Source organism: uncultured Methanobrevibacter sp. (assembly GCF_947169325.1).
Classification (GTDB): domain Archaea; phylum Methanobacteriota; class Methanobacteria; order Methanobacteriales; family Methanobacteriaceae; genus Methanocatella.
The window spans coordinates 1-14556 of record NZ_CAMVPN010000069.1; the positions used below are offsets into that span (position 1 = coordinate 1).

Consider the following 14556-nt stretch of genomic DNA (forward strand, 5'->3'; position numbering starts at 1 on the left):
GTGCGCCAGCATTTTTTAAGATACGACCGACTGGTGCGATTGGTAATTCACTCATTATTACACCTCCAATTAAAAGATAGTAAACAATAGTATATAAAGGTATCGGTGAAAAATGAATATTAATCGTTTATATTATACCATATCACCTATTCATATATGCTTTTGAAAATCAAATAAAAATAATAATATTACAAAAAATTAAAGGATAAAAATTAGGTAAAAATATGAAAATAAGTAACCACATTAACTTAAAAATTATTCTTCCAATAATTCGCTTTTAAGGTATGTGGCTGTTGCTTCTGTTATTTTTACCTTAACAAAGGAACCTAACTCTACATCATCAACTATGACAGGAATATAAGAATCTGTCTTAGCAATGAATCCACCTTTAGAACCTTTTTCAACAACCAATACATTTTGAGTTGTTCCAACTAATTCCAGGTTCTCTTTTTCAGTTATTTTGGATTTGATTTCGGATAAAAATTTTGATCTTTTCTTCATGACTTCGGGCGGAACTTCACGAAGTGAAGATGATATCGCACCTTTTCTGTGCTGGTATTTTGACAAATGTATCAGGCTCGGTCTGACATCTTCAAGCAGTTTGACAGTCAAGTCAAAATCGTCATCTGTTTCAGTAGGATAACCTACAATAACGTCAACCGCCAGGGTCAATTTTGGAATTTCCTTTTTGAACTTTGACACAATATCCAAATATTGCTCTATAGTGTGACCACGTCTCATCTCTGAGAGCACCTTGTCACTGCCTGATTGTATAGGCAAATGAATGAAATCATATACCTTCGGATGTTTCATCGCATCGATTATTTCATCAACTTGGCCCAAAATGTTTTTAGGGTGCATCATTCCAACACGTATCCTGAAATCTCCTTCTATATTGGACACTTCTTTGATTAAATCAGATAGCTTTTCACCTGTGTCACGACCGTATGCCGCAGTGTCCTGGGCGGTGAGCTGAATTTCACATGCACCGTTTTCAATGGCATGCCTTGCCTCTTCGACAATATCTGCAATAGGATAGCTGTTCAATGGCCCACGTGCAAAACGAGTGCAGCAGAATGTGCATGCTCCCAGACATCCTTCACAAATCTGGATAATATGAATCAATCCATCATCAGCCAATTTAGGCACACCCACTTTGGATTCCTTTGAAAAACCACATTCACGAATGACTTCTCCGCAATATGCTCCTGTGACAACTTCTGCGGCCTTGTTCAATTGATGAGGCCCTATCCATGAGCAGTCAGGCCCTATTTTATCCAGCTTTTCAGGATCGATTTCAACCATGCATCCTCCGACGATGATTTTTTTATCAGGATATTCTTTCTGAAGCTTTTGTATTTTATAGGTCACCTTGTTTTCGGTAGGCAGCTTGACGTAGCAGGTGTTTACGATGATTACATCAGCATCATCCATATTATCGACAATGTCAATGTTGTTTTCAAGAAGATTGCCTGCGATAATCTGTCCGTCTGCCTTGTTGAATGTGCATCCGTAAGATTCAATATATACTTTCATTTTTTACCTTTTGTCTTTTTAATGATGTGCTTGGTTAAATCGTAATCGTAATTGTTGAATTTGACCGGTTTTGAGTAGACTCTTGTAATGACTGCCGCCTTTGCAAATCCTGAAGTCAGTTTTCTCTCCTGGGTCTTTACCACATGGACCTTAACGATGTGCTTGTCAATTTTTACAACATCTCCAGGAGCTATTTCAAAGTCCCTTTCCAAATCAAGCTTGTAAGAGTCAACTTCACCATGCAAATCCACAGAAAATCCTATTCTTGCCGGAATTTCAATAGAATTTGCCCAAATGGTATTGATGTCTTCGACTTTGGCTTTGTTAACCCTTTTATCTCCAACTTCAATGCTTGTCACTTCTATCTGACCTAATTCACTGAGCAATACGTCCCCGCTTTTAAGTTCATCGCTTGGAGACAATTCGATTGTTGTCCTGTGGGACTTGTCCTGCTCTGAAATAATCAATCTGTAAGGTTTAGGCTTTTTCAAAGATATTACATCCTTGAAAACATGACCGCAGTCTTCACATTTCAATAAATACTCTTCCATTAGTTTTTTCTTTGATGATTTCTGTTTCGAGTTTAAAATTTCTACATCATCACTTCCGCAAATTGGACAATCCATTTTAATACCTCAAAAATATAATAGTTATTCCTTATCGTTGAGATAGTGGTTTACCAAACCGCCATCTTCCAAAATGTTTAACATGAACTCCTTGAACGGTTCGAACGTGGTTGATTCACCAGTGGTTTCATTTATCAGTTCCCCTTTTGACAAATCAATGCTAATGATGTCCCCGTCCTTTGCTTTGATGTCTGATACGATTACCGGCAATCCTATATTGATTGCATTTCTATAAAAGATTCTTGCAAATGATTTGGCAATTATTGCATCAACTCCAGCAGTTTTTATGGCTACCGGAGCCTGCTCTCTTGAAGATCCGCATCCGAAGTTTTCATCAGCTACAATGATGTCTCCCTTTTGGACGTTTTTTGTAAATTCCGGACGTTCACCTTCAAGGACATGGTCCGCCAAATCCTGAGGATTGAATGTTCTTAAGTATCTTCCTGGAATAATGACGTCAGTGTCAATGTTTTCTCCAAAAGTCCATGTTTTTCCTTTGATAATATCCATTTATATCACTGAATAAATAATTGATAAAAATAATGTAAAAAAAGTATTTGGGAAACCCAAATACAAAATAAGTTTTTAGGTGATTTGAAAATTCTTTCTAATCTTTTGATTTCAACGGTTTTGCAAATTGCCTTTCAACAGCTTCACGATACTTTGAATTCATGGTACAGAATGGTATGATTCTGCCGTCAGGGGTTGCGTAATGAATAACACATTTTTTAACCCTGTCCACATCGAAATTGAATGGGTCCATGAAGTGCATGCATGAAATGAGCATTGCATCTTTGGAAAAGTCTCCTAAAGCCTCGTAATCTCCTTTGGCAAATACGTTGATTAGAATCTTGACTATGTCCAAGTCTTCTGGAGTTCTGCTTGGATGAACCATTTTAGGAAGGTTTCCAGTCAATCCTGCTAAAACCCGTTTATGAGAACCGAATTTGCCCTCTTCAAGTTTTTGGCTGTATTCTGTCAATTTATTGAATAAATCTTCAACATCAATGAAATCTGTAATAGGAATTAATTTATCCTTTCCATCCCCTTCAGTCTTTTGCCTGAACACATAAGTTGCAATTCCACAGTGCTGATGGCAGTTCAAAGTAACTTTTGCTGAATCCTCACCATTCAAACGGGAAATGACTTCCGCAATAGGTTCAACAAATGAAGGAGGATAGAATGATTCGGTAGGAACCTGGCCATCGGTTACATCCTCAACGATGTCAACAAAGTCAGGAATGGTTATTCTTTGCTCTTCAACTTCATCTGCAGGAGTTCTTCCGGCGAATGAAACCGGCTGGAAGTTAACTCCATAAATGATATCGTTATTGTCAAATGCAAACTTGATTATGTCACCGACCTGGTGGTCATTTATTCCTTTGATTAATGTCGGAACCAATACCATACCTAATCCGGCTTTTCTACAGTTTTCGATTGCATCAAGCTTGTACGGAAGCAGATCCTTACCCCTGTTGTTAATGTAAGGCTCTGGAGTTACGCCGTCAAAGGCCAAATAGATGGTGTTACAACCTGCAGCCTTAAGCTCTTTTGCAAGTTCCTCTTTTCTAGCTAACCTTAGACCGTTTGTAGCAATTTGAACATGAGTGAACCCTTCCTCTTTGGCCATTTTGACAAGTTCGACTATGTCCTTTCTGACTGTAGGTTCACCGCCCGCATATTGAATTGCCGGACAAGGATGAGGCTTCAGATTCCTTAAATTTCTAAGCATTTGTCTGATTTCATCCTGTGAAGGTTCGTATTTGTATCCTGCAGCAGCCGCATTTGCAAAGCAGACAGGACACCTTAAATTACATCTGTTAGTTACATCAATCAACCCCAAAACAGTTGAAGTCTCATGTTTTGAACATAATCCACAGTTATTTGGACAGGTTGTCATGTCCTCAACTGAAGGGTTTTCAACTGAAGTAATTGATGGGGTAAATTTTTCAGTCCTATTGTATAATTCATAATCTCCCCAGTATGTGTTTACGAATTCTCCATGCTCATCACAAGTTTTTTTGATGAAGACCTTACCGTCCTCCTCATAAACTTCAGCTTCTAGAGATTTACCACACTCTGGGCATAAACTTGTTGTATTTTTAATTTTCAAATCAATCACCCTACTAACAATTTTACATCATTAGTACAAACTTACATAATATTATATATTTAACTTAATGTAATATTTAAACTTAATTAATTATATACTAGTAAAAATATACAGTATATTTGATAATAAATTTTCAATGGAGAAAAATCGATGGATATCCAAATGTTTTTGATTGCATGTGTTACAACGCTATATTTCATACTTCCGGCATACTTTTCAAACGGTTCCGGATTGCTGTTCGGTGGAGGAACACCAGTTGATTTCGGAAAATCAGACAGCAAGGGCAATCGCTGGATAGGTGACGGCGTTACATGGAGAGGGCTGGTGGCCGGAACAATCATTGGAATAATAACAGGAGCAGTTCAGGGATTTTTAGCGCCGATGATACTTGCAAACTTTGGACAGTACATCATGACTCCAATTATCACCAGCATCCCAAACGGAATAAATATCGGATTCCTGCTTGGTTTCGGTGCTCTTTTAGGTGATGCGATAGGTAGTTTCTTAAAAAGAAGGCTTGGAATTGGAAGGGGAAAGCCTGCTCCAATTCTCGATCAGTTGGATTTCATAATAGTCGCTTTGATTCTTGTTTCATTTGTCGTTAAGCTTAATTTACTCACCATTGCAATTGCAATCATTTTAACTTTGATTGTGCATCTGGCAACCAATACCTGCGCTTATCTGCTCGGATTAAAAGACGTGTGGTATTAGATGTATTTCTGCATCATGACAGCAGTTCCGACAGCAGGCGCAACAACACATTCATCATCAGTTAATATGTCGCCCATGGATTTTACTTCCAAACCCAAAAGCTCTGCGGCAGGCCTGTCAAGAATATCTTTTCCAAGACCAGTCACCACAATCAAATCCATGTTTTGAGTTTCATGCACCTGTTTAAGGCCATCTGCAATTTGTTCTATCTGCTTTTGGTGAATGAATTTGGACATCTCAACGATATCGTCCATGGAAAGCATTTCCAAATCTGCGCATACAACACGGGCGATTCTTTTTGCGCAGTCCAATTTGGACTTAGACTCACCATCAAATGTATCGCAGACATAATCATCTTCACTAATCAAATCAAGGACTGTATAGATATCTGCAGTCTGGGCGAACAATTCTGAAGCAACCCTGTACTCTTTTCCGTTCAATTCGACCTTATCCAAAAAGCTTGCAAGATTTGTCCTTAATGTTCCAGTATAGACAAGCTCACCTGTTGCGGACCTGTCGAAATCGGATTTTCCGATTGCACATTCCTTGCCGTTTCTGATTGGTATGATATCTGTAGTGGTGCTTCCGGTATCTATGAATATGCAGTTATCTGATATCAAAGTGGCAATCTGAGCAGTTGCAATCCAGTTTGCGGCCGCTGCCTTGAGAGGAGTCTTTTCTATTTCCTCTTTTGAAAGCATTCCATCGATTCCGACATATGCAACTGGACATGAAAATGTCTCTTCGCATTTTTTAACGACATCCAACACTCCGTCATTTTTAGTGTCGTATGCATCCACAAGCTCTGCAGTCATTGATATTCCAACCGCATCGATTTCATCAATCGGACAGATGTTTTCTATCAGTTCGACCAAAACGCGTGACAGATCATCGTTATTGCTCCACATCGGAAGATATGCAAAATCAACTTCGATATTTTTGATTTCATCGCCTTCAAAGTCAATTACAGCAAGGTCTGTGTTTGCTCCTCCAATGTCAAAACCCGCTACTTTCATACTGTTCTCCTGATTTCCAAGAAATCTCTGACTTTCTTAAATTCCACTTCACCGTCCAGATAGATGTCGACATCATCAATACTTATTTTACTGTCAATCAAATCCACGACAGTCTTTCCAATGCTGTCATGGTAGGCTATTTTTGCCAAACCGACATATGGAGTTGTGAATCTTGAATTTATCTCCAAAAGATAGACTGAATAGACGTCCTTTTCATCGGCATTGATTAGCATGTCCACTCCGACAAAACCCTTTAGACCGTCAATGGCTTCAACTGCCTTAACTGCAATTTCAAAAGCTTCGTCCTTGTATTTGCTTTCATAAGGCAATTTTCCTCCAAGATATTCGGCATTATCGTTTTTAACCTCAACGAACTGCTTATTCAAGCTTAACGGAATTGCCTTTTTGCCGTCGGATATCAGACTGACACTGATGTCCTCTCCTTCAATGTACTCCTGGACAACAACTCTGGAACCAGGAGTGAAAATCTTGTCCAAATCAAGGGTCAAATCTTCAATGTTTTCAATCACGACAATATTTTCACTGTCAACACCAATCAATGGTTTGATTATCAGTTTGAGAGGAGTTAGAGGATCTTCTGCCTGCCATTTTTCATGCAAGTTTTCAATGGCTCTTTTCCAGTATCCTTTTGGATCTATCTTGAATCTGAAGGTTCTTGGCTGCGGAACGATGCCTGAAAGCTTTTCATAGGTTAATGACTTATCCGATGCTATCAGACATGCTTCAGCAGAGGAATTGTATGTATCCACATTGTTTTCCTCTAAAATCTTTGTGATTTTGTAGAGATTGTTGTCGTTTTCTGCAGCTATGAAAATGGCCCTGTTGAAGTTCGCCGCATTGTCAGCGAGCCAATCGACAATGTCAATGTCGATTAGGATAGGATTTACGTTTTCATATTTGCTTGCGGCAATCTCATAGGATTTGTTTATAACCAAATCCACATTGAACTCTTTCAAGTCATCTAAAAGACTGAAAATCAATGCTTCGGCTTCAGTGATTATGCGCTTGTCCTTTTCACCTGAAGCAGTGAAATATTCAAATACCAATATGGAATCATTCTCTTTTGTCATAGCTAATCATCATACCCTTTAAGTTTGTATCATCTGTTGGAAATTTCATATTTTGACCGTCAAACACCATATGCACCAGTGCGTTTTCCTTCTGCTCGAATTCGGCCACATTAACATCCTCGTTTATCAATGCCATCTTTCTTGTAAAAGATGTCATTATGTCTTCTGGAGCCTTGATGTCAAGCAGGCCTTCGCTGTAAAATTTCTCGATTGCATCCACAGTCTTTTCTGCGGCATCCCCCTGGCCATACGGGTTTTTGGCATTTCTCATGTTTTGTGCAAATTCATCATCATTCAATATGAAATTTGCATTTTCCAAAATAGCGTCCTTGTTTGCTCCAACCAGAATGTTTCCTCCGGCAGTTACGGTTTCAGGCCTTTCCGTATTGTATCTCAATGTCAATGCTGGCACGTCAAGTGTGATTGCCTCTTCCTGAAGACCTCCGGAGTCTGTCAATATCAATGTTGATTTTGAAGTTAAAAGCAGAAAATCAAGATATCCAATCGGCTTTACGATATGGACATGCTCCAAATCATTCAATTCATCAAAGAGTCCGAAATTTTCAAGCATATTCTTTGTTCTTGGATGAATAGGGAAAATGATGTTCATTTCATCAAGTTCTTTTAATGCTTCGATAATGCTTGTTACACGCTCCTTTACATCAACGTTTTCTGCTCTGTGCATTGTCAATGTCAGAATGTTGTCCATGTTTTCAATGTCCAATTCAGCGAGGGATTCCTCTTCAAATCCTCTTTTCTTGGCAATTTCCAAGTGTCTGAAGCAGGCGTCGACAACAGTGTTTCCGGTAATGATCAGGTCATTTCTTGACAACCCTTCAGCTAAAAGGTTTATTGCGGACTCTTCTGTTGGAATGAAATACATTGCTGAGCAGACATCAGCAACCCTTCTGTTAATCTCCTCAGGCATTGTTGTGTCGAATGAACGGAGCCCCGCTTCGACGTGACCGACAGCAATATGCAACTTGGCAGCAACCAATGCTCCTGCCAGAACCGCATTTGTGTCTCCCTGAACAAGAACAATGTCCGGTTTTTCCTCCAAAAGAATCTCTTCAATGCCTTTCATCATCAGTCCTGTCTGCTTACCGTGGCTGCCAGAACCTACATGAATGTTATAATCCGGAGATGGAAGCTCCAAATCCCTGAAGAAATTATCAGACATCTCTTTATCATAATGCTGACCAGTGTGCAAAACTATTTGACTGATGCCCCTCCTGTCAATCTCTGCAATAATGGGAGCCATCTTAATGATTTCTGGTCGAGTTCCTAAAATAGTCGCTATCTTCATAATAATCACTTAATTATTATATTAATTAAAATAGTTTAAATAATTTTAAATTTTCAGTAAAAAAATAGAATTGGCAGGTAATGAAATTACCTGATAAATGAACCGATTGCAATTCCAAAAGCAGTACAAACGGCAATCATTAAAACGTTTAAAATGAATGCTTCAACAAGAGCATTTATTGAAGTGTTATCATTGAATTTGCCTCTCCTTAAAAAATAATCAACGATTGGAGGTATTGTCATAATAAAACCAATCACAATGATGAATGGGATGGATTCAAACCATAAATTAGAACTGGAATTGTTAAAAGCCAGATAAAGTCCCAAAGCAAAACCGACAATAACATTTAAAATAGAAAACTTATCGAAAACATCATAAACTCTTGTCATTAATCCACCTTCAAATATATTATATCTACTATGATATAAAAATGTTAATGTAAATCAGACAGGCTTTTTATCATGGACTCCCGAATTGCATATCTCTTTTGAAGTTCATCTAGAGAGCCGACCAAAACCCTTCTGAAGCGCTCACAGGCATAATCATCATATCTGAATTTGATTCCATCATATTGAATGTCCATCAAAATCAGGTATTCGGCCTCCATTACCTTAATGTATGCCCTCGGTTCGTCTTCACCCGGATTCAAAAGCCTTTCAACCTCATCAAGATCCATTTTTCCAGTGGCCACATCGACAAAAACCCTCATCATCTTCCTTACCATGTTCCATAAGAATGACTCTCCATAAATGTCAATGAATATCGGAGAGATGGTGTCGTGCAGGTTCGGGAATTCCCTTTTATGGTAATCGTTTAAATCGACTTTAGATATTTTAATGTCATCAATAGTCCTTGTGGTTGTCTTCTGAAAGCGTTTTGTGAAGTTAGTGAAGTTATGTGTTCCCTTAAATATTTCCGCACATTCATTGAGTTTGTCAATGTCCAAATCCTGAAACAGCATATAGCGATACTGCCTCATCTGAGCATATCTTGGCTTGAATGCATAGCGAACCGGAGCTGACGCTAAAATCTGAATATCATCAGGAAGAGAATTGTTAATCTCGTTGACCCTGACCTCCTTTTCGGACTGAAAACTGATAACATTGCCTAAACTGTGAACGCCGGCATCGGTTCTCCCGGCTATTCTGAAACGTGACTTTTTCAAATCATCAATGTAGTCCAGCTTGCGCAAATGGTAGATTAACTCCTCTTCAACCGTTCTGAGGTTCGGTTGTCTTTGAAAGCCGTGAAAATTAGTTCCGACATATCCGATTTTTAGTGCTGTTCGCTTCATCACTATAATATTAAACGCAATATAAAATAAGTTTTTAGGATTCAATCCTAAAATTAAAATAGATTTTTAATCATATGAGTTGTTTCGTCATAGTCATCCTCTTCAAGAGTCACTGCATAACCCCTTGATTTCCAAAACGGTATGGCCGCTTCAAGATATCTGTGGGAGTGCAGATAGATTCTGTCATATCCCGCTTCCCGTGCAAAGCTTTCCATTGCATCAACAAGCTCTCCTGCAAGACCATTCCTTCGGTATTCCTCATCAACCATCAATCTCCAGATGCTTGCAGTGTCTTCTTTAGAGTAAATTCCCTTAAAAAACTCATAATCCTTGTCATAAGGTCTGATTGCCGCAGTTGCCACTATCTTTTCATCATCCATCGCAACAAAGAAGTTGCTTTTATCAGGTAAAATATAATAATCCTCCAAATCGAATATATCATAGTGAAACTTTGGTGTTGGGCCAATGTGATACTCCTTTTCAATCTGGTCAAACAAAAAATTCTTTGCAGCATTGATTTCAGAATCATCATCATTGATTTGTCTAATCCGTATGTTCATGATAATCCTCTTAATATAAAAAAAGATAAAAAAGAGAAATTTTTGAAATTTCTCTATTCTTGTGCAGTTTCAGGATTGAGCAATTTCTCAACATTTTCACCGATAAGGTCAAATAACAGCACTACAAGCAATAAGGATACACCAGGGTAAAATGCCAACCACCAGTATCCAGATGAGAGATAATGCATTGATTCAGATAAGATTACACCGATTGCCGGTTCATGAGGTGGCAAACCGAATCCTAAAAATGTAATTGCCGCTTCGTGCATAATTGCATGAGGAAACATCAAAATTACCCCAACAATAATCTGAGACACAATTAACGGTAAAATATGTTTAAGTGCAATCCATACTTTGGATTTTCCCAAGTTTTCAGCCAGATGAACATATTCCTTGGTTTTGATTTCCTTTACTTCAGACCTGAGTACTCTTGCAAGCGGTGTCCAGTGTGTCAGACCCACACCCATGATTACACCATACACTCCACCGCCGAACATGATGGAAACGAGAATGATTAATAGAATATGAGGAATTGAACCGAATAAATCTATAATTCCAGCTACAAATTCATCTGCAACTTTATTAAAACTTGAAAACAATCCCAAAATGATTGAAATGCAGGTACTTACCGCTGAAGCGATGAAACCAACCATAATACTTAATCCAAGTCCTGCGATTGTACGCTGAAACATGTCTCTTCCCATCCAATCTGTTCCAAAAAGATGTTCTAAGGAAGGCATCTGATTAGCATTTACAAAACTTGATGGGATATCTCTTATAAAGTACCCTGAAACAAAAATGGATACAATAACCAAAATGGATATTGCAATAATTACAAGAGTTTTTGTTCTGAGATTTGCAGAATACAAGAACCATTGTCTTTTGTCATCTGCTTTCTTTTTAATCATTGAACTCACTCTCCTTGATTCTCGGATCTATCAGGTAATATGAAATATCCGCAAGCAGGTTACCAACAAAGACGAAAATTGCACTGATAACCACGATTCCTAAAAATAGCGGCACGTCATTTTGAAGACCTGCTGCCACAGCCGTCTGGCCGATTCCAGGATATGAGAATACCTGTTCAACCATTACTGCTCCTCCAAAGAGTTCACTGAATGAGAGGAATTGCAATGTAATTGCAGGAAGCATTATGTTTCTAATTCCATGGTTTTTTACCAAGTCCCAGCCTTTTTCACCTCGGGATTTTGCAAATAGCACATAATCTGAAGATAAAACCTGAATCAATTCATTACGGGTGTACATTGCAATTGGTGCAAGGCCAACCAAACTCAATGTCAGTGTCGGAAGAACCAGCCTGCTTGCCCATTCCATGAACGTCGCATCGGTACTCTTAACACCAATAGGCACACCGAATCCAATAGGGAACCATCCCAGATAAACTGCAAATACCATTAAAATAAGCATTCCAACCCAAAATGAGGGGGCGGATTGAATTGCATAACAATAAACTTTAACTGCCTTGTCAATCCATGATCCTTTATTTTTACCGGCTACCACACCTAAAATAAAACCAAATACTCCACTCAATATCCATGACAATGCCATCAATACTACAGAAGCAGAGAATTTTTGAAGAATAACTTCAGTAACAGGAGCCCGATATATTAATGAGGTTCCCAAATTACCTTGAATCAAATCCAGAAGCCAGTGATAGATTTTTGTAGTTAAAGGAACATTTGTACCGAAATACTGTTCTAAAATTTGTCTTTGAGCTTCAGATACTGCAGCACCTTTTAAATAAGCACTAACCGGGTCAATAGGGGATAAATCCAATAACACAAAACTAAAAATTGCAACAGCAATCATTAATATTATGAAACGTACTAACTTAAAACCAAAATATTTTGCCAATTTTTGTTTATTCAATGAAATGAACCCCCTTGAAAATTTTTAAAAAAAAATAAAAAAAAGGAAAATGATTTAAGCTGTGGAGTTGGTTCTTGTCCAATCACAGATGTTTACTAAGAAATCATTTCCTATTCCGTCAGGTTGGTCACCCATATCGATTCCGTCTTTGACGAAGTAGTTGTAGTTGTAGTTTACAAGCCATGCAAATGGAGCATCACCAGCAGGTCCCCAACCGCCATCATTTACAAGAGCAGATTGAGCCCATAATGTGTTAGCTGCATTCAAGTCTGTTGAATGCATTGCGTCTTCCATCAGTTTATCTGAATCAGAATTGTTGTATAAGCCAGGGTTCATATAGAATTCATCTGCATCTTTACTGTGGTATTGTTGATAGATGGATTTGTATGGGTCTGGAGAAGTCTGTTGCATCAATGCAGCTGAGCTGTACATGTTTGCATAGATTGTATCCCAGTCAGCACCTTTGAGGTTTACTTCAATTCCAATTTCTTTAGCTTGTTCTGCAAATACGGTTGCCAATGATTGTCTGTCAAGGTAATCAGGTGGGTAGTATAAATCGAAGGATGCTTTTGTACCGTTTTTCTCTACGATTCCGTCACCGTCAGTGTCTTCCCAACCTCCGTCTTTCAAGATTTGTTTTGCTTCAGTAACGTTAGCATCTTGAACTTTTGCATCAGGGTTTGCATAGTCTCTTGTATCTACACTTGTGTATTCAGGAGTAGCGTGTCCTGAGAATATTTCATCACACATTGTTTGACGGTCAACACCGACATTTAATGCTTCCCTGATTGCTTTATCTGCAGTTACGTTGTTACCTATTTTCCAACCGCTTTCATTGGTCACTTTACCAGTGTCTTCAAGGTAAGGGAAAGATATACCTTGTGCCCTACCTGCTGACTTTTCAACGAATTTGTATCCGTCAACACTTTGGTTTAATGCAGAGGTTGCAACAGGCACTACATCTACTTGACCGGATTTAGCGAGTTCCAGCCAGGTTGATTCTTCAGGGAACAACATGGTAAGTTGAGTGAAGTATGGTTTGTCGCCATAGTAGTTGTCGTTTACTTTGAATATTGCTTGTTGACCTTTGTCCCAGTGGTCCAGTACGTATGGTCCGGTACCGATTGGGTTTTCACCATAGGTATTGTTGTCATATTCTTCAGGTACGATACCGACATATCTTAAGTCATAGATGAATGTTGATCTTGGCTCTACCAATGTAAATTCAACACAGGTATCGTTTTTAGCAGTTACATTTGCAAGATTGGTTAAATCCAAATCAGTTTCTGTGTCTTTTGCAGTATTGAATGTGAATGCAACGTCTTTTGCATCGAATGTTGAGTTGTCGGAGAATTTAACGTCATCCCTTACGTTTACAGTCCATGTTTTACCGTCACTACTGATTGAATAGTCAGTAGCCAAATCAGGAACGATTGTTCCATTTGAATCTGTTTTAAACAAACAGCTTTGCACTAAAGGATTATAGTTCATGTGTCCGCATCCCCAACCGGTAAGCGGGTTGAAACCGGATTCCGGTTCTTTCATGTTACTGTGGGCCGCTACGGTCAAATGAGTAGGATCACTATCAGATGAACCACCCATCAATGCAAATGCAGCGACAACAACAACGAGGATTGCTACGACAGCACCAATAATTATCTTTTTGTCCATATTTTTTCACCTATTAAATTAAACATATTAAAACAAAAGTAATACTATTTAACCAAAAAATGCTTAATTAGTAATACTTTATTAACTTATTTTAATAACGATAATAATTTTGTTTCAAGCATATAAAAAGATATTTATTACTTTTAATCTCAAATTGACAAATTAAAAAATTATTAATTAAATATCAAAAAAATGAACGCTCATCAATTTCTAAAGCATCAAATTAGGCATTTAATGCAATATAACTATTACAAAAAAATACAATATTGCGAAAAAAATTTTTTACAAAGTAATACTTAAATTGAACCTCTCCGACTTAAAGAAGCCGGAGATTCTTAGGCCATGCCTGCTGTTTCGTCAAAACATTTCCATTCATATGAATATATGAATTTGTCTTGACCAACAGGCATGAAATCTACTAAGCATAAGACCATTGAACCAGTGGCCCGTAAACCTTCGTCTAAAATATTTTTAGCCGCATTAACATCACGTTTATGTACAGCATGACAATGTGGACACTCCCATTCTCGTTCTCCACGACCCAAATCATGATAAATTTCACCGCAAACACTGCATTTTTTACTGGAAGGAAACCACCTATCCACCTGTACAAATTCACGTCCATACCATTCGGCTTTGTATCTTATCATTTCTATGAGTTTTCCCCATCCGATTTCATGAATGCTACGACTTAAACTACGTGAACGAATCATTCCACGAATATTTAATGTCTCCATTGCTA

At 38.2% G+C, this 14556-nt stretch carries 15 protein-coding genes; 1 reads left to right on the forward strand and 14 read right to left on the reverse strand.

From position 1 onward, the window contains the following. Positions 1–255: 255 nt before the first annotated feature. From Q0W26_RS09205 to tes, 4 genes are all read right to left on the reverse strand, one after another. Positions 256–1536 carry a tRNA (N(6)-L-threonylcarbamoyladenosine(37)-C(2))-methylthiotransferase gene (locus tag Q0W26_RS09205; RefSeq protein WP_298524274.1) on the reverse strand — a complete coding sequence of 427 codons (1281 nt, stop codon included), beginning with the start codon at positions 1534–1536 and terminating at the stop codon, positions 256–258. Continuing rightward, positions 1533–2162: an HVO_0476 family zinc finger protein gene (locus Q0W26_RS09210; RefSeq protein ID WP_298524277.1), complete on the reverse strand. Its 630-nt coding sequence runs from the start codon at positions 2160–2162 to the stop codon at positions 1533–1535. The genes Q0W26_RS09205 and Q0W26_RS09210 overlap by 4 nt, the downstream gene beginning before the upstream one ends. A 24-nt stretch (positions 2163–2186) precedes the next feature. Next, the gene (gene hacB, locus Q0W26_RS09215; protein WP_298524282.1) at positions 2187–2672 is read right to left on the reverse strand and encodes a homoaconitase small subunit; all 486 of its coding nucleotides are present in this window, start codon (positions 2670–2672) and stop codon (positions 2187–2189) included. A 97-nt stretch (positions 2673–2769) separates the two neighbouring features. Further along, positions 2770–4275, reverse strand: coding sequence for a tetraether lipid synthase Tes (tes, locus tag Q0W26_RS09220; protein WP_298524286.1), 1506 nt, complete (start codon positions 4273–4275; stop codon positions 2770–2772). Between the two features lie 150 nt (positions 4276–4425). On the opposite strand from tes, the gene Q0W26_RS09225 reads away from it, so the two are divergent. Beyond that, on the forward strand, positions 4426–4986 hold the full coding sequence (locus Q0W26_RS09225; RefSeq protein WP_298524288.1) for a CDP-2,3-bis-(O-geranylgeranyl)-sn-glycerol synthase: 561 nt from the start codon (positions 4426–4428) through the stop codon (positions 4984–4986). Here the strand turns inward: Q0W26_RS09225 and Q0W26_RS09230 are convergent. The 10 genes from Q0W26_RS09230 to Q0W26_RS09275 all read right to left on the reverse strand — a co-directional run. Then, positions 4983–6002 (reverse strand): hydantoinase/oxoprolinase family protein, encoded by a 1020-nt coding sequence (locus Q0W26_RS09230; protein WP_298524291.1) that lies wholly within the window; start codon positions 6000–6002, stop codon positions 4983–4985. The two genes, Q0W26_RS09225 and Q0W26_RS09230, sit on opposite strands and share 4 nt — an antisense overlap. Beyond that, a complete protein-coding gene (locus tag Q0W26_RS09235; protein ID WP_298524294.1) occupies positions 5999–7093 on the reverse strand; it encodes an ATP-grasp domain-containing protein in 1095 nt (364 codons plus the stop codon). The genes Q0W26_RS09230 and Q0W26_RS09235 overlap by 4 nt, the downstream gene beginning before the upstream one ends. Further along, a complete protein-coding gene (gene wecB, locus Q0W26_RS09240) occupies positions 7077–8399 on the reverse strand; it encodes a non-hydrolyzing UDP-N-acetylglucosamine 2-epimerase (protein WP_298524297.1) in 1323 nt (440 codons plus the stop codon). Before wecB ends, Q0W26_RS09235 begins: the two co-directional genes overlap by 17 nt. Before the next feature lie 86 nt (positions 8400–8485). Continuing rightward, on the reverse strand, positions 8486–8788 hold the full coding sequence (locus Q0W26_RS09245; RefSeq protein WP_298524300.1) for a hypothetical protein: 303 nt from the start codon (positions 8786–8788) through the stop codon (positions 8486–8488). Between the two features lie 44 nt (positions 8789–8832). Next, positions 8833–9693 carry a tRNA pseudouridine(38-40) synthase TruA gene (gene truA, locus Q0W26_RS09250; RefSeq protein ID WP_298524302.1) on the reverse strand — a complete coding sequence of 287 codons (861 nt, stop codon included), beginning with the start codon at positions 9691–9693 and terminating at the stop codon, positions 8833–8835. A gap of 53 nt (positions 9694–9746) precedes the next feature. Continuing rightward, on the reverse strand, positions 9747–10253 hold the full coding sequence (locus tag Q0W26_RS09255; protein ID WP_298524305.1) for a GNAT family N-acetyltransferase: 507 nt from the start codon (positions 10251–10253) through the stop codon (positions 9747–9749). A 53-nt stretch (positions 10254–10306) separates the two neighbouring features. Continuing rightward, the gene (locus Q0W26_RS09260) at positions 10307–11161 is read right to left on the reverse strand and encodes an ABC transporter permease (protein ID WP_298524308.1); all 855 of its coding nucleotides are present in this window, start codon (positions 11159–11161) and stop codon (positions 10307–10309) included. Then, positions 11154–12083: an ABC transporter permease gene (locus Q0W26_RS09265; RefSeq protein WP_298524317.1), complete on the reverse strand. Its 930-nt coding sequence runs from the start codon at positions 12081–12083 to the stop codon at positions 11154–11156. The genes Q0W26_RS09260 and Q0W26_RS09265 overlap by 8 nt, the downstream gene beginning before the upstream one ends. Positions 12084–12197: 114 nt before the next feature. Further along, complete coding sequence (locus Q0W26_RS09270; protein ID WP_298524311.1) at positions 12198–13814, reverse strand: ABC transporter substrate-binding protein; 1617 nt, start codon at positions 13812–13814, stop codon at positions 12198–12200. Positions 13815–14149: 335 nt separating this feature from the next. Then, positions 14150–14556, reverse strand: a 407-nt coding sequence (locus Q0W26_RS09275) for a transposase (protein WP_298524314.1), incomplete at its 5' end; no start/stop codon positions are given.

Coding starts and splice junctions, on each gene's coding strand:
- Q0W26_RS09205 (WP_298524274.1), bottom strand. CDS start 1,536: ATGAAAGTATATATTGAATCTTACGGATGCACATTCAACAAGGCAGAC.
- Q0W26_RS09210 (WP_298524277.1), bottom strand. CDS start 2,162: ATGGATTGTCCAATTTGCGGAAGTGATGATGTAGAAATTTTAAACTCG.
- hacB (WP_298524282.1), bottom strand. CDS start 2,672: ATGGATATTATCAAAGGAAAAACATGGACTTTTGGAGAAAACATTGAC.
- Q0W26_RS09225 (WP_298524288.1), top strand. CDS start 4,426: ATGGATATCCAAATGTTTTTGATTGCATGTGTTACAACGCTATATTTC.
- Q0W26_RS09230 (WP_298524291.1), bottom strand. CDS start 6,002: ATGAAAGTAGCGGGTTTTGACATTGGAGGAGCAAACACAGACCTTGCT.
- Q0W26_RS09235 (WP_298524294.1), bottom strand. CDS start 7,093: ATGACAAAAGAGAATGATTCCATATTGGTATTTGAATATTTCACTGCT.
- wecB (WP_298524297.1), bottom strand. CDS start 8,399: ATGAAGATAGCGACTATTTTAGGAACTCGACCAGAAATCATTAAGATG.
- Q0W26_RS09245 (WP_298524300.1), bottom strand. CDS start 8,788: ATGACAAGAGTTTATGATGTTTTCGATAAGTTTTCTATTTTAAATGTT.
- truA (WP_298524302.1), bottom strand. CDS start 9,693: ATGAAGCGAACAGCACTAAAAATCGGATATGTCGGAACTAATTTTCAC.
- Q0W26_RS09255 (WP_298524305.1), bottom strand. CDS start 10,253: ATGAACATACGGATTAGACAAATCAATGATGATGATTCTGAAATCAAT.
- Q0W26_RS09260 (WP_298524308.1), bottom strand. CDS start 11,161: ATGATTAAAAAGAAAGCAGATGACAAAAGACAATGGTTCTTGTATTCT.
- Q0W26_RS09265 (WP_298524317.1), bottom strand. CDS start 12,083: ATGATTGCTGTTGCAATTTTTAGTTTTGTGTTATTGGATTTATCCCCT.
- Q0W26_RS09270 (WP_298524311.1), bottom strand. CDS start 13,814: ATGGACAAAAAGATAATTATTGGTGCTGTCGTAGCAATCCTCGTTGTT.